This is a genomic window from Rossellomorea aquimaris, assembly GCF_020172085.1.
GTDB lineage: Bacteria > Bacillota > Bacilli > Bacillales > Bacillaceae_B > Rossellomorea > Rossellomorea aquimaris_E.
Window position 1 is genome coordinate 735,731 of record NZ_JAIVAT010000003.1, and the last position, 22,143, is coordinate 757,873.

Here is a 22,143-nt window from a genome sequence, read left to right on the forward strand (position 1 = left end):
TTGGGGCTCGAGGTCATAAGTCAAGCAACCCAAAAAGGCAAAGAACGCCTTTCCGGGTTACTCGTCTTATGCTTGTCGCCCCAGTGCGAGCCCCTTCCGCTTTTCTTTTTTATTGTACTTCGATACAAAATAGGCTAACATAAGCGTAGAGGTATATTTATACAGGCTTTAATCAAATGTAAGAGGTGTATGTTCTATGATGAACAAAGGACAAAGACATATTAAAATCAGGGAAATCATTACGAATCGAGATGTGGAAACACAGGATGAGCTGGTGGAAAGCCTGAAGAATGCAGGGTTTAATGTAACCCAGGCAACCGTATCCAGGGATATCAAGGAGCTGCATCTTGTCAAGGTACCGCTGATGGATGGCAGATACAAATATAGCTTGCCTGCGGATCAGCGATTCAATCCACTTCAAAAATTGAAGCGGACATTGACCGATGCATTCGTGAAAGTGGATCAGGCAGGACATATGCTTGTGATGAAGACGTTACCCGGAAATGCGAATGCGATTGGTGCATTAATTGATAATCTGGACTGGGAAGAAATTCTTGGAACCATTTGTGGTGATGATACTTGTTTAATCATCTGCCGTACAGAAGAAGAAACGAAAGTCGTTTCAGAACGATTCTTAGATATGCTGTAATTTAAATAAAATATAAGGGTATTAGAATACCCATGATACAAAATCCAATAGGAAGCTTTTCTTTTGCGTTATTGAAAGGAAAAGTTCCTTTTTATTTGAGGTGAATGTTTTGCTACAAGAACTATCAATCAAAAATTTCGCCATTATTGATTCCCTCTCGCTTTCCTTTGAGGAAGGATTGACTGTGTTATCAGGTGAGACGGGCGCAGGTAAGTCGATCATCATCGATGCCATTCATTTATTGGTTGGCGGGAGGGGATCCTCAGAATATGTTCGGCATGGGGAGAAAAAGGCTGAAATTGAAGGGTTATTTATTCTTGATAATGAAACTCATCCTTGCTTTCGTAAAGCGGCGGACTTCGGAATTGAAATTGAAGAGGGCATGATCGTCCTCAGAAGGGATATCTCGAGTACGGGAAAAAGTGTTTGTAGAATCAATGGCAAGCTGGTGACCATCGCCATAATGAGGGAGATCGGGGCATCTCTCATCGATATCCACGGGCAGCACGAACATCAGGAGCTCATGAATGAAAGCCTTCATCTATCCTTATTGGATCAGTTTGGGGGCAAGGAAATCACATCCGGTTTATCGACGTATGGACAAGTATACAAGGAGTATCTCACCATTTATAACCAGCTGAAAAGACTGAATGAAAATGAGCAGGAGATGGCCCATCGCCTGGATCTCATTCAATTTCAGCTGAAAGAAATCAATGATGCTAATCTTCAGCTGAATGAAGATGAAGAGCTTCAGGAAGAAAAACGAAAGCTCATGAACTTTGAACGCCTTTTTGAAGCGCTACAAACCTCCTATGACAGCATTCAGGGAGAGAGAAAAGGGATGGATTGGGCAGGACTTGCCATGAGCCACCTTGAGACTGCTGCAGAGGTTGATTCTCAGTACGAAAAGACACTGGAGTCTGTGTCGAATGCGTACTATATCTTGGAAGATGCCGCCCATCAAGTAAGGGGAGCTCTTGATGAGCTTGAATTTGAGCCGAATCGCTTAGATTTGATTGAGGCAAGGTTGAATGAAATGAATGGTCTTAAGAGAAAATATGGATCGTCAGTAGAAGAAATCCTTGCGTACAGTTCAAAAATCGAAGAAGAAATCGAAACGATCATGAATAAGGATTCTCATGTAGAACATTTACAAAGTACATTACGCTCATTAGAGAAGGATTTATCTTTAGAAGCGAAAAATTTGTCCCAAACAAGAAAGCAATGGGCAAAGAAATTGACTGCCAGTATTCATGAACAGCTTAAGCAGCTGTATATGGATAAGACAAAGTTCGAAGTACGGTTTGTGAAGAGTGGTGAGGGTGAATCATTCTCCTTCCAACATTTTAAAAAGGATGGATGGGATACGGTTGAATTTTATATATCCACCAATCCCGGAGAGCCTTTAAAACCATTGTCTAAAGTGGCTTCTGGTGGAGAGCTCTCACGTATCATGCTCGCCCTTAAAACCATTTTCTCGAAACATCAGGGGGTTACGTCGATCATATTTGATGAGGTGGATACGGGTGTAAGCGGAAGAGTCGCTCAAGCGATTGCTGAAAAGATTTATCAGGTCGCGGTCCATTCTCAGGTTATGTGCATTTCCCACTTGCCACAGGTGGCTGCCATGGCTGACTGTCACCTATTTATTTCGAAAAAGCTTTCTGGAGGCAGAACGAGTACAATGGTGAAACGTCTTCAGGAGAAGGATAAGATCAAAGAAATCTCACGTATGATTTCAGGTGTGGAAATAACAGACCTGACTTTGGAGCATGCTAAGGAATTACTACAGTTGGCAGGTTCCATTAAACAAACATGAAAAGCTATCCAATTCGGGTAGCTTTTTTTCATGATTCCCAGTTATAAATGTGGCTTTTAAAGGCAAAATTAAAACTGTAGCCAATAGTTAGTGTGTGTGGATTAGAAGCGAGGAGAGTGAATATATTGAGTTTAGATTGGTTAAGGAAATGTATAGGTGGAATTCTCCTTGTTTCGCTTTGTCTTATTGGTTTTTACAAACCGGTTCAACAATATATCAATACACCGAACACTGTAAGAATGATGGAAGGGGATCAAGTTGCTCTCCCTAAGGCTGCATCCGTCACTACTATGGGTTCGTCGCATAATGAACATGTTCAAGTAAAAGAAGGGAAGGGGCAGCTCTCCATCCAGGGAAGTTCTGTAGGGAAGGACGAAGTGGTATTTGAGCTTGCCGGATTACCCGTTAAAAAAGTAGATGTAGAAGTACTGAAAGATTTCAAAGTGATTCCAGGTGGGCAATCCATCGGAGTCAAATTAAATACTGTCGGGGTGTTAGTCGTTGGCCACCACTTGGTCGATACAGCTGATGGGAAAATGTCTCCCGGCGAAAAAGCTGGAATCCAGGTAGGGGACATGATTACAGAAATTAACGGATCGAAAATTGAAGAGCTTGCTGATGTTGCTCCTTTTGTTCAGAAAGCAGGAGAAGAATCGAAATCTCTTGCCGTCGTTATCAAACGTGAACAAAAGACAGTAAAGACACAATTGCTTCCGATGAAAGAAAAAGGGGACAAAAACTATAAATTAGGGCTGTATATCCGTGATTCAGCAGCGGGTATCGGCACAATGACATTTTATGATCCTAAGTCAAAGAAATACGGAGCACTCGGTCATGTGATTTCCGATATGGATACAAAGAAGCCGATTGTCGTTGATAATGGTGAAATCGTGAATTCTGAAGTAACATCCATTCAAAAAGGGACGGATGGAAAACCAGGGGAAAAATTGGCGCGTTTTTCTTCTGATCGCAATGTCATTGGTAACATCACACGAAACAGTCCTTTTGGCATCTTTGGTAAATTAAATCAAGGAATTGAAAATGACTTGATGGATAAACCGATGCCCATTGCGCTTTCTCATCAAGTGAAAGAAGGACCTGCACAGATTCTAACCGTCGTAGATGGGAAAGAAGTTGAAATGTATGACATAGAAATTGTCAGCACCATACCACAAAAATACCCGGCAACCAAAGGGATGGTCTTGAAAGTGACCGATCCTGAACTTTTGAAGAAAACAGGTGGGATTGTACAGGGGATGAGTGGTAGTCCGATCATCCAGAACGGGAAAGTCATCGGGGCTGTGACCCATGTGTTTGTAAATGACCCTACCAGCGGGTATGGAGTACACATTGAATGGATGTTAAGTGAAGCTGGAATCGATATTTATAAAAAAGATCATAACCGAGCAAGCTGAAGTAAAAACCCTTACCAAAGTACCGATTCCGGGTACTTTTAAGGGTTCTTTTTTTTGGGGGAATTCAGGTACATCGTATAATATTACACCATATCAGTTTGCCAAAAAGAGTCTCTCCTTGTTAAAATAAAGATTATTCGACAAATGAAAGTGCGAATATCGAATGGGGTCGAAATATAAAGAAATCTTTAGAAAATCAAAGAAAATATAATATTTTTCAAGTTTTTTTCAAAAATAAAAGGAATTTAGGTTGCATTGTCGAAAAAGTAATTTAGAATAAAAATTACAGAGATGTATTAATTAGGATTGAGGAGGAAACCTGTAGTGAAATCGATAAAAGTATGTGTTGTGGATGATAACCGTGAACTAACGTCATTATTGGAAGACTACATTGCTTCGCAAAACGATATGGAAGTAGTAGGGATTGCTCATAATGGTCAAGATTGCTTAGATTTATTAGAAGAAGTGGATCCGGATGTTCTGGTCTTGGATATCATCATGCCTCATTTGGACGGGCTGGCGGTGCTTGAGCGGCTTCGTGAAAAGAAAAGCATTCCTAACGTCATCATGCTCACGGCATTCGGTCAGGAAGATGTGACGAAGAAAGCTGTCGACCTTGGAGCCTCTTATTTCATTCTAAAGCCATTCGATATGGAAAACCTTGTGAGTCATATCAGACAAGTTAGCGGAAAATCAAACCCAATCATCAAAAAACCTTCCTCATCCAGAATGAATACAGAACAAAAGCCAAGAAATTTAGATGCAAGTATTACAAGTATCATCCACGAAATCGGTGTGCCGGCACATATTAAAGGGTATTTATATTTAAGAGAGGCCATTTCGATGGTTTATAACGATATCGAACTACTGGGTTCCATAACGAAGGTTCTATATCCGGATATTGCAAAGAAATATAATACGACAGCATCACGTGTGGAGCGGGCGATTCGTCATGCGATCGAAGTGGCCTGGAGCAGAGGGAATATTGATTCTATTTCTTCTTTATTTGGGTACACTGTCAGTATGTCTAAGGCAAAACCAACGAATAGCGAGTTCATTGCCATGGTAGCTGACAAGCTACGCCTCGAGCATATGGCTTCATGAAAGAGTAAGGAATAATCCAATTGTAAAATTGAAATGATAGACCAATAACCCTGTGTACCTGTTTGGTGCATGGGGTTATATTTTTTTGTTTAGCTTTAGAGTTAAGCGCCTGTAGTCAAGTACATCGATCACATAGTCCCTTTCCTGAACCATCACCGAGTAACAATCGCCTCTTTTTTTAATTTTTAGTGTTTAGCCCTTACAGCTCGTCCACTCAAACATAAGATACAGAGTAGTGCGATAACAGATAGGGGAGGTGAAAGAATGGGATACTACCGTAATAATGATGATGTAGCCGGGGCTTCAAACCGTTGCAGAAACAATGATGTTGCAGGCGCTTCAGACAACAATAACGACTTCAGAGTTCCTGTCAGAGCTTATATCAGAGGGGAAGATTTCTGTAGAGCCGTGCGCCGTTGCAGAGACAACGATGTAGCTGGTGAAATGGACAACCGCCGCAGATGCCGCTGCCGCTGGTTCTGATAAACCGCCCTTAACAAAAAAATCCTGAGCTTCTCAGGATTTTTTTGTTGGATCGTCTTTAAAAGGTTCATCCTTTGAGATGGGGTGAAATATGTATATAATGAAGACAGTCTTAGTACTACAGATGAAGGATGTACATATAGAAACGAAGGAAGTGAATTCATGACACTGATCTTTGCTCACCGTGGCTCTGCTGGTACACACCCTGAAAACACAATGGAAGCTTTTTATGAGGCTGAAAGAGTGAACGCTGATGGAATCGAGTTAGATGTTCAGTTGACAAAAGACGGAGAAATTGTCGTGATACATGATGAAACAGTCGATCGGACGACGAATGGAAAAGGGTTTGTCAAAGATTATACATTAAAGGAAATTCAAAGGCTTCAAGCGAACTTTACATTTAAAAGTAAATTATTCAAGAAAAATCGTGTCCCTTCATTAAGGGAAGTCTTTCAATGGCTGAAGGGGAATGATCTCCTTTGTAATATTGAACTGAAAAACAGCATCATGGACTATCAAGGTCTGGAAGAAAAGGTGATTGCGCTTATCAGGGAGTTCGGATTTGAAGACAGAATCATCATCTCCTCCTTTAATCATTATTCAATCGTGGCATGCTATCGTTTGGAACCTGCCGTTGAAATAGCCCCTCTCTATTCATCACGCTTATTCATGCCCTGGGTGTATGCCAAATCCTTAAGGGCTAAAGCTATACATCCCAACTTGAAAGCTGTAAAGGATGATATGATTATAGAGGCAATGAACAATGGAATTTGTGTCAGGCCTTATACGGTGAATAAAGTAGAACACATGGAACGATTATTGAACATAGGCTGCACCGCAATGGTAACGGACTACCCTGAAAAGGCAAGAAAATTGAGGGAAAGTAAAAAAGGCTAGCGCATATTTACGCGTTAGCCTTTTTTGTTGAATCGTGATTGAACTTTATTGCGCTTACGATCACGATGCAGCACGAACCCTGCGATGAATCCTAATCCACAAATAAAGAAAATCAACCCAATGATGAATTGCAGCCATAAATAAGGAATGGGGGGCTGCAGAATCCCAAATAGCATATCTCTCATCAATTTAATCCCGAGGGCAGCAAATGCACCGGGAATCAGCATAATAATTAAGGCGATAAGACGGACCATTAGATGCATAACTCCTTTTTCGTTTCCATATTAAAATTCTAACCCCAAGCAGAAAATTGTCAAGTTTCGAAAAGTAGTGTAACATTATGGGTGTGAAAAAAATTGCAGGCGTCGGGGTGAAGAAAGTTGCAAGAGGTTTTAATTGTCGGTGGCGGTAAGGGTGGTACAGCTATTTTGCAGATCCTCCATGAAGTCACGGTCATGAAAGTGATTGCCGTTGTAGACCTAAATGAACAGGCTCCTGGGATCAAGCTCTCAAGAGAGCTGGGGATTCCGGTGGGTACAGATTGGCGACCGTTCCTCAGTGATTCTGTGGACATTGTCATTGAAGTGACCGGAGATCAGGAAGTTTTCGAACAGATAAGGGACAAGCGTGGTAAAAGCACGGTCATCATACCTGGAAGTGTGGCATTCCTCATTTCGAAGCTTCTTGAAGAAAAGGAAGACCTTATCCACCAATTGACGAGTGAATCATTTAAAAGGGATCTTATTTTCAATTCGACGGATGATGGTATGGTCGGAATCGATGATCAAGGTATCGTAATGCTATTCAATAAAAGTGCAGAGCGGATGATTGGAAAGAATCAGGAAGATGTAATGGGACTGCATATTTCAGAAGTGATCCCTGAAAGCAAACTAACAAAAACGATTCAGACAAGGCGGACAGAGATCAATCAGGAGGTCATCCTGGGGAATGGGTTGAAGATCATCTCAAACCGGATTCCGATGATCACGGACCAAGATGAAATCATTGGGGCCTTTTCGGTATTCAAGGATATTACGGAAGTAGTAAACCTGGCAGAGGAAATAACCAACCTTAAAGAAATACAGACGATGCTTGAAGCTATTATCCATTCTAGTGACGATGCAATCTCTGTGGTAGATGAAGAAGGGAAAGGGATCTTGATCAATCCCGCCTACACGAGGATTACAGGGCTTTCGCAGGAGGAAGTGATCGGGAAGCCTGCCACTGCAGACATTTCTGAAGGGGAAAGTATTCATCTGAAGGTATTGCAAACGCGGAGGGCGATCCGTGGAACGAAAATGAGAGTAGGACCGAAGCGGAAAGAAGTCATCGTCAACGTTGCACCCATCATTGTGAACAATAAGCTCAAGGGGAGTGTCGGGGTCATACATGACATGTCGGAAATCCAGTCACTAACCCAGGAATTGGACCGAGCCAGAAGAATTATCCGCACACTTGAAGCAAAGTATATGTTTGAAGATATAATTGGTGATTCCGAGGAAATGATGATTGCCGTTGAGCAGGCAAAACTAGGGGCGAAAACGCCCGCTACCGTTCTTCTTCGCGGTGAATCGGGAACCGGGAAAGAATTGTTTGCCCACGCAATACATAATGCCAGCGACCGTAAATTCAATAAATTCCTCAGGGTTAACTGTGCAGCTTTGTCAGAGAACCTGCTGGAAAGTGAGTTATTCGGGTATGAAGAAGGTGCGTTCTCGGGAGCGAAGCGTGGAGGTAAGCGTGGTTTATTTGAAGAGGCGAATAATGGCAGTATTTTTCTTGATGAAATAGGAGAATTAAGTGCAAATACACAAGCGAAATTATTAAGGGTCCTCCAGGAAAATGAAATTGTGAGAGTCGGGGGGACAAAGTCTATTCAAATAAATGTCCGTGTCATCGCTGCCACGAACGTAAACCTCGAAAAGGGAATTGCTGATGGATCATTTAGGGAAGATCTCTATTACCGCCTGAACCGGATGCCGATACAAATACCTCCTTTAAGACAGCGTAAATCCGATATACCCCTCATTTCTGAAGCGTTGATTGCAAAGATCAATCAAGATTATGGGAGAAATGTAGAGGGGATAACGGAAAGCGCCATGTACAAGTTGATGAATTATCATTGGCCTGGAAACGTGAGGGAACTTGAGAACGTGCTGGGAAGAGCCATCATCTTTATGAAATACAATGAAGTGAAGATCGATGGGAATCATTTACCTCAATTAGAACCTTCAGTCAAAACCGTTGTCAATACGGTGGAATTACCCTCGCCAGACTCTGTCGAAGATCTTGCCACCCAAGTTGAGGTTTTTGAAAAGAATATAATTCTAAAGGTTTTAGAGCAGAATAATGGTAACAAAACGGCTACGGCCAAAGCGTTGAATGTGTCTGTGAGGAACTTATATTATAAAATTGAAAAATATAACATTGAAATAAATAGCATGAAATAATTTGCATAGTATGAAATAATTTGCGTGCTAATGTTTATGATTGTAAAGCGGTTTCAACATTTTAAAGTTGGCACGCTTCTTGCATATAGTTTTATGGGAACAAAAAAACAGAAAAAAGGGGTTGAAACGACATACATGAATCTACATTCTTTAGTGGAAAAAGCAACCCGAATTGAACACTCCACTGTAGCTGTTGCCGCTGCAGAAGATAAAGAAGTCCTGGGTGCTGTCGCCATGGCGGTTGAAAAGAAGATGGCAGACTTTTTATTGTTCGGGGATAAAGAAGAAATCCTCTCCCTTTTAGAAGAGGTTGCTCCACACCTTATCTCCCACAGCAATATTAAGATCAAGCATGCTTTTTCTCCGCAAAAAGCAGCGGAACTTGCAGTGAAAGCTGTTAAGGAAAATGAAGCAGGGGTTTTAATGAAAGGAAATGTACCTACTGCTCTCATATTGAAAGCAGTCTTAAATAAGGAATGGGGACTTCGTACAGGGAATGTTCTTTCCCATGTTGCAGCATTTGAGGTCTCTGGATTCGACAGACTCACATTTATTACAGATGCAGCGATGAACCTTGCTCCTGATCTTCAGCAGAAAGCACAAATTATAGAAAATGCAGTAGGTGTTGCGCGTTCAATCGGTGTGGACATGCCGAAAGTAGCACCGATTGCTGCTGTGGAAGTAGTGAATCCTGCCATGCAGGCTACAGTCGATGCTGCATCTCTTACTTTGATGAACCAAAGGGGACAAATTCGTCATTGTACCGTTGATGGACCATTGGCCCTCGATAATGCTGTTTCTCACCATGCAGCAGAACATAAAGGGATCGAAAGTGCTGTTGCAGGGCAAGCAGATATCCTGCTCGTGCCCAATATCGAAACAGGGAATGCTTTATACAAATCCCTGATCTATTTTGCCAAAGCAAAGGTGGGGGCAGTGATTGCCGGGGCAAAAGCACCAATCGTATTAACATCCAGAGCAGACAGTGCAGAAAGTAAATTATATTCATTAGCACTGGCTATATGCTCTGCTTCAAAATAAATGATGTAACACAACTAATATTATAAGATTACAGGGGGAAATAATAATGAAAATTTTCAGCTATATGGAACAATATGATTATGAGCAATTGGTATTTTGTCAAGATGAAGCTTCAGGATTAAAAGCGATTATCGCCATCCATGATACAACACTTGGACCAGCGCTTGGTGGTACACGTATGTGGACATACGAATCTGAAGAAGCGGCCATTGAAGATGCACTTCGACTTGCGAAAGGAATGACGTATAAGAATGCAGCTGCGGGTCTAAACCTAGGTGGAGGAAAGACGGTTATCATCGGTGACCCTCGCAAAGATAAGAACGAAGAAATGTTCCGTGCATTCGGTCGTTATATTCAAGGTTTAAATGGTCGTTACATTACAGCAGAAGATGTAGGAACTACAGTTGCAGATATGGACTTGATTCATGAAGAAACTGATTATGTAACAGGTATTTCACCTGCTTTCGGTTCATCAGGTAACCCGTCTCCTGTGACAGCTTATGGAGTGTACCGTGGAATTAAAGCAGCAGCCAAAGAAGCATTCGGAACAGATTCTCTTGAAGGAAAAACAATTGCCGTTCAAGGGATCGGGAATGTAGCGTACAATATGTGCCGTCATCTTCATGAAGAAGGTGCAAACCTGATTGTAACAGACATCAACAAAGAAGCTGTTCAACGTGCAGTTGAAGAGTTTGGTGCTAAAGCTGTTGACATCAACGATATCTATGGTGTTGATTGCGATATCTTTGCTCCATGTGCACTTGGGGCAATCATTAATGATGAAACGATTCCTCAGCTTAAGGCGAAAGTCATTGCAGGGGCTGCGAATAACCAGTTGAAAGAAACGCGTCACGGTGATGCTATCCATGAAATGGGTATCGTTTATGCACCTGACTATGTCATCAACGCTGGTGGGGTCATCAATGTAGCGGATGAATTATACGGCTACAACAGTGAGAGAGCGATGAAGAAAGTAGAGCAGGTATACAACAACGTAGAACGCGTAATCGAAATTGCGAAACGTGATAACGTCCCTACTTACGTGGCTGCTGACCGCATGGCTGAAGAAAGAATTGAAAAAATGCGCCGTTCAAGAAGTCAATTCCTGCAAAATGGACACCACATCCTTAGCAGACGTGGATAATTGAGAAGAGAAAAACGCTTTACTTCCTCAGAAAGTAAAGCGTTTCTTCCCTGTTAATGCGAACATGGAACAGACTAAGGGGTTATCTATCATAGGGGAAAATTCTTTCATGCAAACAATACAATATAGCTGCCCAAATGGAGGTAACAACAGTGCAAGAAAACAAACATCGAATACTCGTTATTAATCCTGGATCGACATCAACCAAAATTGGTGTCTTTGATGATGATCGCTCCATATTTGAAAAGACGATCCGTCATGATTCAGAAAAAATAAATGAATTCCCAACTATTATTGATCAATATGAATTCAGAAAAAACACCATTCTACAAACATTGGACGAAGAAGGGATCAATGTTTCAAAGCTGAGTGCCGTATGTGGCCGTGGGGGACTTCTAAGACCGATAGAAGGCGGTACTTACCTCGTGAACGATGACATGTTGAAGGACCTGAAGGAAGGGTACTCTGGTCAGCACGCTTCGAATCTGGGAGGAATTCTGGCATTTGAAATCGCTTCCGGATTAAATATTCCATCGTACATCGTAGATCCTGTTGTCGTGGACGAGCTTCAATCTCTTGCCCGAGTGTCAGGGTTCTCCCTGATCGAAAGAAAGAGTATATTCCACGCGTTGAATCAGAAAGCGGTTGCCAGGAGAGTTGCGAAAGAAATCGGAAAGAAATATGAAGATTTGAACCTGATCATCACTCACATGGGTGGAGGTATCACCGTCGGGGCTCACCGGAATGGAAAAGTTGTAGACGTGAATAATGGATTACACGGCGACGGCCCGTTCAGTCCCGAAAGGGCAGGAACCGTACCTGCTGGGGACTTGGTTGATTTATGCTTCTCCGGGGACTATTACCGGGATGAAATCATGAAAAAACTTGTTGGTCAAGGCGGCCTGGTCGGTTATCTTGGTACCAATGATGCTGTAAAAGTAGAGAAAATGATCGAAAATGGCGATGAAAAGGCTAAAGCCGTATATGATGCGATGGCATACCAGATCGCCAAAGAAATCGGTTCGGCAAGCGCCGTCTTAAATGGAAAAGTAGATGCGATCGTATTAACGGGAGGACTTGCATATGGCAAAGAATTCGTCAAAGCGATCAGCGACCGGATCAACTGGATAGCAGATGTCGTCATCCATCCAGGAGAAAATGAACTTCAGGCTCTTGCTGAAGGGGCACTAAGGGTATTGCGGAAAGAAGAAGACTATAAAGTATACCCTGGAAATGTGAAAAAAGAAGCAAGAGTATAAGAGCAAGGAGGACTCAAGATTGGCAGAAGAATATGATTTAGTCATTCTAGGAGGAGGGACGGGTGGTTATGTAGCGGCCATCCGTGCTTCTCAACTTGGATTAAAAACAGCAATCGTTGAAAAAGGAAAGCTCGGCGGAACATGCCTTCATAAAGGATGTATCCCTAGTAAAGCTCTCCTTCGCAGTGCTGAAGTATATGCAACAGCGAAACATAGTGAAGACTTTGGTGTGAAAATCAATGGGGTTGAGCTTGATTTCAGCAAAGTTCAATCAAGAAAAGATGGAATCGTCGAACAGCTTCACAAAGGCGTTCAACACTTGATGAAACAAGGGAAGATCGATGTTTTTGAAGGTCTGGGGCGTATTTTGGGACCATCCATCTTCTCTCCGATGCCCGGGACGATTTCCGTGGAAATGAACAACGGTGAAGAAAATGCAATGCTTATTCCGAAGAATGTGATTGTGGCAACAGGTTCAAGACCGCGTTCACTGCCCGGACTTGAGATTGATGGTGAATATGTTTTATCTTCGGATGAAGCGCTTTCACTCGAAGAGCTTCCAAAGTCGATCATTATCGTCGGAGGTGGTGTCATCGGTATCGAATGGGCATCTATGCTTTCTGACTTTGATGTTGAAGTAACCGTTGTAGAATACGCTGATAAAATCGTACCAACGGAAGATCATGAAATCTCCAAAGAAATGCAGCGCCTGATGAAGAAAAAAGGCGTCAAAATCGTGACAGGTGCCAAGGTGCTTCCTGAATCCTTAGAAACAGGGGATGGAACCGTCACGATTAAAGCAGAGCATAAGGGAGAAGAGAAATCCTTTACCGCTGATAAAATCCTGGTATCCGTTGGCCGTCAAGCAAATGTGGAAGGGATAGGACTTGAGAATACAGATATTAAAGTCGAAAAGGGATTCATTGAAGTGAATGAGTTCTTCCAAACGAAGGAATCCCACATCTACGCAATCGGTGATGTGATTGGTGGACTTCAATTAGCCCATGTTGCTTCTCATGAGGGAATCACGGCAGTTGAACATATGGCGAATGAAAAGCCGGATCCAATAGACTATTCACTGATCTCTAAATGCATCTACAGTAATCCGGAAATCGCAAGTGTCGGTATCACAGAGCAGGAAGCGAAAGAAAAAGGATACAACTCGAAGGTTGGAAAATTCAGCTTCAGAGCCATCGGTAAAGCACTTGTTTACGGAGAATCGGACGGTTTCGTGAAGATTATTGCAGACAAGGATAGTGATGATATCCTGGGTGTTCATATGATCGGCCCTCATGTTACGGATATGATTTCCGAAGCGGGACTGGCGAAAGTATTAGACGCCACACCATGGGAGATTGCCAATACCATCCATCCACATCCATCCTTATCAGAAGCGATTGGAGAAGCAGCGCTTGCTGTTGATGGCAAGGCGATTCACTCCTAAAAAAGCGGAGATGGCTATTCTAGCCATCTTCATTAAAGAAAAACATAATAAAGGTAGAGAGTTTCTCTACCTTTCCAACCAATAGATTGTGTAGGAGGTAAATAAAATGGCAGAAAATCGTCATGAAGAATTAGGGCTTTCCAATGAGAAAGTATTAGAAATGTATGAAACCATGCTCCTTGCCAGAAAAATCGATGAGCGTATGTGGTTATTGAACCGTTCGGGTAAAATTCCTTTTGTTATTTCCTGTCAAGGTCAGGAAGCGGCTCAAGTAGGTGCTGCATTCGCCTTGGATCGCGAAAAAGACTACGTTCTTCCTTACTATCGCGATATGGGTGTTGTTCTGACATTCGGAATGACTGCAAAGGAGTTAATGCTATCTGGTTTTGCCAAGGCAGAAGATCCAAACTCTGGCGGACGTCAAATGCCTGGTCACTTCGGTCAAAAGAAGAATAATATCGTAACAGGTTCCTCTCCTGTAACGACGCAAGTTCCGCATGCCGTTGGTATCGCTCTTGCAGGTAAGATGGAGAAGAAAGATGTTGTAACGTTTGTAACGTTCGGTGAAGGATCGTCCAATCAGGGAGATTTCCATGAAGGGGCAAACTTTGCAGGTGTACATAAGCTTCCTGTTATTTTCATGTGTGAAAACAATAAATATGCGATCTCCGTTCCGATTGAAAAACAATTGGCATGTGAGAAAGTATCAGACCGTGCCATTGGATATGGAATGCCTGGTATCACAGTAGATGGAAATGATCCTATCGAAGTATATAAAGCAGTAAAAGAAGCAGCGGATCGCGGTCGTCGTGGTGAAGGGCCGACGCTTGTTGAAACAGTTTCTTATCGATTAACTCCTCACTCTTCCGATGATGATGATCGCAGCTACCGTTCTCCTGACGAAGTGGCAAAAGCGAAAACAAATGATCCGATCATCACCTTTGGTGCTTATTTAAAAGAAACAGGCGTCATGAATGACGAGATTGAAAAAGAAATCAATGACCGCATTATGAAACTTGTGAACGAAGCAACGGATTATGCAGAAAATGCTCCATATGCTGAAGCTGAATCAGCGATGAAGTATGTATACGCAGAAGAGAAGTAAGGGGGAATTCAATCATGCCAGTAATTTCATACATTGATGCCGTAACGATGGCAATAAGAGAAGAAATGGAACGAGATGAGAAAGTATTCGTTCTTGGAGAAGACGTTGGTAAAAAAGGTGGGGTGTTCAAAGCAACCCACGGATTGTACGATCAATTTGGGGAAGACCGTGTCATTGATACGCCACTTGCGGAGTCTGCGATTGCAGGAGTCGGGATTGGAGCTGCCATGTATGGTATGAGGCCGATTGCTGAAATGCAATTTGCTGATTTCATCATGCCAGCAGTTAACCAGATCATTTCTGAAGCGGCACGTATTCGTTACCGTTCGAATAATGATTGGAGCTGTCCGATGGTCATTCGTGCTCCTTACGGTGGCGGAGTGCATGGAGCTCTATATCATTCACAATCGGTTGAAGCTGTGTTCGCTAATCAACCAGGATTGAAGATTGTCATGCCTTCAACTCCTTACGATGTGAAGGGCTTATTGAAAGCTGCTATCCGTGATGAGGACCCGGTATTATTCTTTGAGCACAAACGTGCATATCGTCTGATTAAAGGTGAAGTGCCTGAGGATGACTACACTCTTCCAATCGGGAAAGCAGACGTGAAGCGTGAAGGAGAAGACATTACCGTGATCACTTACGGTCTGTGTGTACACTTTGCTCTTCAAGCAGCGGAAAAGCTTGCCCAGGACGGAATCGAAGCTCATATCCTGGATCTTCGTACCATCTATCCATTAGATAAGGAAGCCATCATTGAAGCGGCATCCAAGACCGGTAAAGTTCTTCTTGTGACAGAAGACAATAAAGAAGGAAGCATAATGGGTGAGGTTTCTGCAATCATCGCTGAAAATTGTCTCTTTGAGCTGGATGCTCCTATTAAACGTCTTGCTGGTCCAGATGTGCCTGCTATGCCATATGCACCGACAATGGAAAAATACTTTATGATTAACCCGGACAAAGTAGAAAAAGCAATGCGTGAACTTGCAGAATTTTAATCACAGTTAATACCTATTAAACGCACAGTAAGGAGGGTTCCTCATTGGGTATTGAAAATATGAAAATGCCTCAGCTAGGGGAAAGTGTTACAGAAGGTACAATTAGTAAATGGTTGGTGTCACCAGGAGATACCGTTAATAAATATGATCCGATTGCAGAAGTTCAAACGGATAAAGTAAATGCAGAAGTTCCATCTTCCTTTACAGGTACTATCAAAGAATTGATTGCCGAAGAAGGGGATACGCTTGAAGTCGGGGAAGTCATTTGCTCGATCGAGATTGAAGGCGGAGGCTCTGCACCTAGTGAAGAAGCTCCGAAAGAAGAGCCTAAAAAAGCTGGGGATGAGTCGGCTGCAACTAAACCAAAGGCACCAAGCAAAGATAGCGGAAATAAAGCAAGATATTCTCCTGCAGTATTAAAGCTATCTCAAGAGCATGTTATAGATCTGAATCAAGTGGAGGGCACTGGAAACGGCGGCCGTATCACTCGCAAAGATTTAAAGAAAATCATTGAATCTGGCTCCATTCCGAAGGCAGCAGAAGCTCCTGCACCTAAAGCTGAAGCAGCGGCTCCACAACAAGCGCCAGTGAAAGAGGCAGCTTCGGCACAGCCAGCCAAGTCTTCAGCACCAGCAGCGAATGTTCCTGTCGTACCTGGCGACATTGAAATCCCGGTGTCAGGAATCCGTAAAGCGATTGCTTCCAATATGGTACGCAGTAAGCACGAAGCACCACATGCCTGGACAATGATGGAAGTGGATGTAACCAACCTGGTAGACTACAGAAATTCACTTAAGACAGAATTCAAGCAGCGTGAAGGATTTAATCTGACATTCTTCGCTTTCTTCGTGAAAGCTGTCGCTCAAGCACTTAAAGAATACCCGCAAATCAATTCTATGTGGGCTGGCGATAAGATTGTACAGAAGAAAGATATTAATCTTTCCATCGCAGTAGCGACAGACGATGCATTATATGTTCCTGTGATCAAGAATGCAGATGAAAAAACGATCAAAGGAATCGCAAGAGAAATCACTGAACTTGCCGGGAAAGTCCGTAGTGGTAAATTGACATCCCAAGATATGCAGGGAGGCACATTCACGGTTAACAATACTGGGTCATTTGGTTCGGTACAATCGATGGGAATCATCAATTACCCACAGGCAGCGATCCTGCAAGTCGAATCGATCGTCAAGCGCCCTGTTGTCATGAATAACGGAATGATTGCCGTTCGTGATATGGTGAACTTGTGTATGTCCCTTGACCATCGTGTTCTTGACGGTCTGGTATGCGGAAGGTTTTTACAGCGCGTGAAAGAAATCTTAGAAAATACGTCAAAAGAAAATACATCCGTTTATTAATCAAAGTAAGGACTAACCCTGTGAGGTTAGTCCTTATTTTTTTAGCATATGGATAGAATGGCATACAAAAGTGCTGTAAAAGCCCGAAATGATTCGGGAAAAATGAATGGGAATATAACTGGAAGAATATTCAAAAGGTATTTCTGATTTATTCAATAGGACGATTTTCTAATTTTTTGATGCCCTCTTTTCCCTGATGGAACTTCTCTCTCATTTCTTTCTTATCCTCCTTCTCTGATATGAAATATTCGACCCTTTTACCCTGTCAAATGATTCAAAACATCCTGATTATTCCTTGAGTTATAAAAGAGGTGTGACTTTCTGCATGTTGAAAAGAGTGCTGATCGTGACTTTCTTATTAATTACTGAATATTCAGATTTATTTCGACACATACCTACAACATTATACATATCTTCTTGGTTATCTTTGGTTTAACACCTACATTTTTCCATTAAAGGTGTTGAAGGAGGTGCAGGTTACCGGATCGATTTAAATATGATTGGGAGGGAATCGGATGTCAGGAAGAAAACGTAAGGCAAGATGGTTATCCATTATACTCACTTTAGTCATGTTTGTCCCCTTGATGTTTCCATTCAATGCAGGGGCGGCAAATACCCCACAAGCATCTCTAGCAAAAGAAAAACCATCCACGTCAGCAAAAGATTCAGCAAAAGTCAGCCCACAGTCAAAAATCACATCGAAACTACAGGATCAGTTCAAGAAAGAGAATCACGTCACATACTTAGTGAAATTCAAGGATCAGCTGGATGCTGAAGCAGTAGCTGAAAAAGCGTCCGAGACAGCGAAAAAGCAGAAGTTATCTGCTAATAGTAAGAAGTTATTAAAACGGAATATGGTTGTCTCTGAGCTTCGTGCCAAAGCCCTTGAGTCTCAAGCACAAGTGAAAGAATACTTAGCGAAAGAAAAGAAGTCAGGTGCAGTGAAGGAAATCAAAGACTTCTATGTTGTTAACGGAATGGCGGTTACAAGTACGAAGAAAGTCATGGAGAAAATTTCGACCTTTGCTGAAGTTGAGAAAATCCTGCCGAACGAAACAAGACAGATTATCCAGCCGGCGAAGACAACTTCTACAGCAGTATTGGATAAAGAAGCCCCGAATACACCTGCTTCAATTGAGTGGAACATTGATCGGGTTGGAGCACCAGCTGTTTGGGACATGGGAATCGATGGAGCGGGAACCGTCATTGCTTCCATTGATACTGGAGTTCAATGGGATCATCCGGCGTTAAAAGAAAAGTATAGAGGCTATGATCCTCAAAATCCTGACTCTCCAGACCATGAATTCAACTGGTTTGATGCAACTGCAGGACAGAGCGCGCCATATGATGATCAGGGACACGGGACTCACACTGTTGGAACAATGGTCGGTTCTGAACCTGATGGCAGTAATCAAATTGGTGTTGCCCCAGGTGCTAAGTGGATTGCCGTTAAGGCGTTTACAGCCGATGGTGGAACGGATGTTGATTTACTGGAAGCCGGGGAATGGATTCTGGCTCCGAAAGATGCAGAAGGAAATCCTCATCCTGAAATGGCTCCAGATGTTGTCAATAACTCATGGGGCGGCGGAGCAGGACTCGATGAATGGTACCGGGATATGGTAACTGCGTGGAGAGCGGCGGAAATTTTCCCTGAGTTCTCGGCAGGAAATACAACGTTATTCAATCCTGGTGGACCAGGTTCGATTGCGAATCCGGCTAACTATCCAGAGTCATTTGCAACGGGTGCAACGGATATTAATGATCAATTGGGAAGCTTCTCGTTGCAGGGACCTTCTCCTTATGATGAAGTAAAGCCAGAGATTGCCGCACCGGGAGTAAACATTCGTTCTTCTGTTCCAGGGGGCAATTATGAAGGCGGATGGAATGGAACATCGATGGCTGGGCCGCACGTAACGGCAGTTGCAGCTTTATTGCGACAAGTGGATGCCAGTCTGACAGTAGATGAATTGGAAGAAATCCTTATGTCAACCGCTGTACCGTTAACAGACGGCACATTCCCGGAATCGCCTAATAACGGGTATGGACACGGCTTGGTCAATGCGTTTGACGCTGTTTCCTCCGTTATAAGCGGGATCGGAAAAGTAAAAGGACAGGTTTCAAAGGAAGGTGATGACACAGAAGCTCCTGTCATCAGTCATGAAGCACCACAAGAAGCATTTAAAGAAATGAATCTTCCATTACAAGCAGAAGCAAGCGATAACGTAAGTGTAACAAATGTTGCTCTTCACTATCAAAATCAGGACGGTGAATGGGTTCAGGTAGAAGCGACCAGAACGTCAGGCGATTATACAACGGGAACGTATGAATCGGTCATCCCAGGTGACGAGCTCACTGGTGACCAGGTTACGTATAAATGGACGGCAATGGACTTCGGTGGAAATGAAGTCGAGTCGGATACCTACACTATAAATCTTCTGCCAGGAATTAGTGTCGGGTATGAACAGGATTTTGAATCCCCTGCAGCAGGGTGGACGTCGTATGGCCCAGGCAACAGCTGGGAGCGCGGGGTTCCGGAGAGTGGTCCGGGAACGGCAACTTCCGGTGAAAACGTATATGCCACGAATTTAGGCGGAACATATGAAAACAGTGCAAATATGTCGCTTCAAATGCCGCCGATCGATTTACCTGAAGGGGCGAGCTTCCTTCAATTCAAACAGTGGCATGAGCTCGAACGTAACTATGATTATGGTCACGTCTTTGTATCTACTGATGGGGAAGAGTGGACGCAGGCACTAAGGGTAAATGGCAACACAGAAGGTTGGATTGAAGGAGAAGTCGATCTGAGTCAATATGCCGGTCAGCGTGTATACGTGGCGTTCAACGTGACAACTGACGGAAGTGTTACGAAACAAGGATGGTATCTGGATGATGTGAAGCTAAGCGCGGAATCCATTCTTCCAGCTAAGAAGATGAATCTTGGTTTGAAGTCGAAGGATGAGAAATCATCTTCATTGTCGAAAAAGCCAAGTGTAAATCCAGATAAAATCACTCTCAAACATGCAGTAAAGAATGATGAAAATGCGGGTCAGTCAGCCCCGGTACTGCTTCCTTTACAAGCTGAAGTAAGCGTTCTGGAAACGGGCCGTTCTGTCTATACGAATCCTGCCAATGGATCATATGAAATGACTCATGCAGCAGGAGAATTCACATTACAGGCATCCACATACGGTTATAGATCAGAAACGCAACGTGTGACGATCGAAGCCGATCAAACATCGACTGCCAACTTCACCCTTGAAGAAATCCCTCAAGGGAATATCACTGGAACCGTGACCAACGAAATAACGGGTGAACCGGTCGAAGGGGCAACAGTGCTCGTTCTTGAAGATGCAGTAGTTGAGCCTGTAGCAACAAATGCAGATGGAGAATATGAATTAGAAGCTTATGAAGGGGATTACACCCTGAAGGTGGTTGCGCCTTACTACTATAGTAAGGAAATGAGTATTACAGTAGAAGGTGGAGAAGTTACGACCGCCGATGTAGCTTTGGATCCATTTATCGGGTATCCAGGCGAGATCGGTTACGATGATGGCACAGCTGAAAATGCACGTGCATTCTATGATGCTGGAAACGGCTGGGCTGTTAAGATGTCCCTTGAAGAAGGAAATGATACGGCACTCGTGACAGGAGGACTATTCCGCTTCTGGGATACGGAATGGCCTGTACCAGGAGGAACTGAATTCCAGGTTGCCGTTTATGATGCGACTGGTCCGGACGGGGCGCCAGGTAAGAAAATCGCCGGCCCGTTCAATGAAACTGCGCTGCGTAACGGCGAGTGGACGCATGTAGATCTCAGTCAGCATGGCATTATGGTGGAAGGAGACTTCTATATGGTGTACATTCAATCTGCTCCAAATCCTAATGCACCTGGACTAGGAACGGATGAAGATGGTGAATATGCAGCAAGAAGCTGGCAATTCGTTGGTGGAGCATGGTCTCCGTCCCCAGAAGATGAAGGGAACTACATGATTCGTGCCACAGTGAATTATGAAGTGACTGCACCGGTCATCACTTCACCGAAGGATGGATCTTTCACCAATAAAGATTCCGTTACAGTGGAGGGGACCTCTGCACCGACCACGACCGTTCACCTCTTTAATGGAGATGAGGAAGTAGGTACTGCCGATACAGCTGAGGATGGAACATTCTCACTTGAAGTTTCACTGCATGAAGGCGAGAATGTATTAACCGCCAAGGCAGCGACTGAACAGGGAATGACTGGTCCATCGGATGAGATTACGGTCATCCTTGATCAAGTCAAGCCGGAACTGGCCATCACTTCACCAGAAAATGACATGAAAACCAATCGTGAAGCCATCACCGTTAAAGGAACGGTTACGGATGAGAACCTAGCATGGGTGAAGGTGAACGGTGAGAAAGCTTCGATCAGCGGTGGCGAATTTAGTCATCGAATCCTTCTAAATGAAGGTGAAAATGTCATACAGGTAGTGGCAAAAGATAAAGCAGGAAACAAAAAGAAACAACGTGTAACCGTCTATGCGAAATTCGGGGACATTGAAATTGAAAATCTTCTCCCAAGAGAGGATAAAGAGCTGAAGAAGGGCGAATCCGTCAAGATCGAATTTGACAGTGAACCTGGCCTGGGTGCGACATTTGTCATTCAAATGCCTCTGACAAATGCAGGTCAAGTAACAAATGCCAATGAACTGCCAATGATGGAAACATCAGAAGGACATTACGTAGGTTACTACACGGCTACTTCTAATGTTAAGGCACCAGGAGCGGTGATTGAAGTGAAGATTGCCGATGATTATGGAAATGTCACAACGCAACGTGCAGAAGGAAAACTGTATATCAATACAAAGAAATAAGTGTGACGGGAGAAGAGTCGGAAAGCCGACTCTTCTTCTTTTTTTGCACTCATTTTTCTGAGAGATTGAAGTAAGACGGTTTTTTTTATATACTAAAATAGTATTAGTATAAACATTTCGAATT

At 43.2% G+C, this 22,143-nt stretch carries 15 protein-coding genes; 14 read left to right on the forward strand and 1 reads right to left on the reverse strand.

Features of this window, described 5'->3' with window-relative positions:
- Positions 1 to 199: 199 nt before the first annotated feature.
- The 5 genes from ahrC (at position 200) to LCL96_RS04530 (ending at position 6,367) form a co-directional block, all read left to right on the forward strand.
- On the forward strand, positions 200 to 649 hold the full coding sequence (ahrC, locus tag LCL96_RS04510) for a transcriptional regulator AhrC/ArgR (protein ID WP_060672439.1): 450 nt from the start codon (positions 200 to 202) through the stop codon (positions 647 to 649).
- 109 nt (positions 650 to 758) lie between these two features.
- On the forward strand, positions 759 to 2,468 hold the full coding sequence (recN, locus tag LCL96_RS04515) for a DNA repair protein RecN (protein WP_224940246.1): 1,710 nt from the start codon (positions 759 to 761) through the stop codon (positions 2,466 to 2,468).
- 125 nt (positions 2,469 to 2,593) lie between these two features.
- Positions 2,594 to 3,883, forward strand: a complete 1,290-nt coding sequence (gene spoIVB, locus LCL96_RS04520) for a SpoIVB peptidase (RefSeq protein ID WP_224940247.1) — start codon at positions 2,594 to 2,596, stop codon at positions 3,881 to 3,883.
- Between the two features lie 324 nt (positions 3,884 to 4,207).
- The gene (spo0A, locus tag LCL96_RS04525) at positions 4,208 to 4,987 is read left to right on the forward strand and encodes a sporulation transcription factor Spo0A (RefSeq protein ID WP_206849709.1); all 780 of its coding nucleotides are present in this window, start codon (positions 4,208 to 4,210) and stop codon (positions 4,985 to 4,987) included.
- 645 nt (positions 4,988 to 5,632) lie between these two features.
- Positions 5,633 to 6,367, forward strand: a complete 735-nt coding sequence (locus LCL96_RS04530) for a glycerophosphodiester phosphodiesterase (RefSeq protein ID WP_224940248.1) — start codon at positions 5,633 to 5,635, stop codon at positions 6,365 to 6,367.
- Positions 6,368 to 6,381: 14 nt separating this feature from the next.
- Here LCL96_RS04530 and LCL96_RS04535 read toward each other — a convergent pair whose 3' ends face one another.
- Positions 6,382 to 6,621, reverse strand: coding sequence for a DUF2627 domain-containing protein (locus LCL96_RS04535; protein ID WP_224940249.1), 240 nt, complete (start codon positions 6,619 to 6,621; stop codon positions 6,382 to 6,384).
- A gap of 126 nt (positions 6,622 to 6,747) precedes the next feature.
- Between LCL96_RS04535 and LCL96_RS04540 the strand changes: the two genes are divergently transcribed.
- The 9 genes from LCL96_RS04540 (at position 6,748) to LCL96_RS04580 (ending at position 22,019) form a co-directional block, all read left to right on the forward strand.
- A complete protein-coding gene (locus LCL96_RS04540; RefSeq protein WP_224940250.1) occupies positions 6,748 to 8,817 on the forward strand; it encodes a sigma 54-interacting transcriptional regulator in 2,070 nt (689 codons plus the stop codon).
- Between the two features lie 135 nt (positions 8,818 to 8,952).
- On the forward strand, positions 8,953 to 9,858 hold the full coding sequence (gene yqiS / locus LCL96_RS04545) for a phosphate butyryltransferase (protein ID WP_224940251.1): 906 nt from the start codon (positions 8,953 to 8,955) through the stop codon (positions 9,856 to 9,858).
- Positions 9,859 to 9,904: 46 nt separating this feature from the next.
- On the forward strand, positions 9,905 to 11,002 hold the full coding sequence (gene bcd, locus LCL96_RS04550; protein ID WP_224940252.1) for a branched-chain amino acid dehydrogenase: 1,098 nt from the start codon (positions 9,905 to 9,907) through the stop codon (positions 11,000 to 11,002).
- 152 nt (positions 11,003 to 11,154) lie between these two features.
- Positions 11,155 to 12,261, forward strand: a complete 1,107-nt coding sequence (gene buk / locus LCL96_RS04555; protein WP_219168466.1) for a butyrate kinase — start codon at positions 11,155 to 11,157, stop codon at positions 12,259 to 12,261.
- Positions 12,262 to 12,280: 19 nt separating this feature from the next.
- Entirely contained in the window at positions 12,281 to 13,705 is a 1,425-nt protein-coding gene (lpdA, locus tag LCL96_RS04560; protein ID WP_224940253.1) for a dihydrolipoyl dehydrogenase, read from the forward strand.
- A gap of 106 nt (positions 13,706 to 13,811) precedes the next feature.
- Positions 13,812 to 14,810 carry a thiamine pyrophosphate-dependent dehydrogenase E1 component subunit alpha gene (locus LCL96_RS04565; RefSeq protein WP_224940254.1) on the forward strand — a complete coding sequence of 333 codons (999 nt, stop codon included), beginning with the start codon at positions 13,812 to 13,814 and terminating at the stop codon, positions 14,808 to 14,810.
- 14 nt (positions 14,811 to 14,824) lie between these two features.
- On the forward strand, positions 14,825 to 15,808 hold the full coding sequence (locus LCL96_RS04570; protein WP_044340065.1) for an alpha-ketoacid dehydrogenase subunit beta: 984 nt from the start codon (positions 14,825 to 14,827) through the stop codon (positions 15,806 to 15,808).
- A 44-nt stretch (positions 15,809 to 15,852) separates the two neighbouring features.
- Complete coding sequence (locus LCL96_RS04575; RefSeq protein ID WP_224940255.1) at positions 15,853 to 17,166, forward strand: dihydrolipoamide acetyltransferase family protein; 1,314 nt, start codon at positions 15,853 to 15,855, stop codon at positions 17,164 to 17,166.
- Between the two features lie 515 nt (positions 17,167 to 17,681).
- Positions 17,682 to 22,019, forward strand: a complete 4,338-nt coding sequence (locus LCL96_RS04580; protein WP_224940256.1) for a S8 family serine peptidase — start codon at positions 17,682 to 17,684, stop codon at positions 22,017 to 22,019.
- Positions 22,020 to 22,143: the final 124 nt, after the last annotated feature.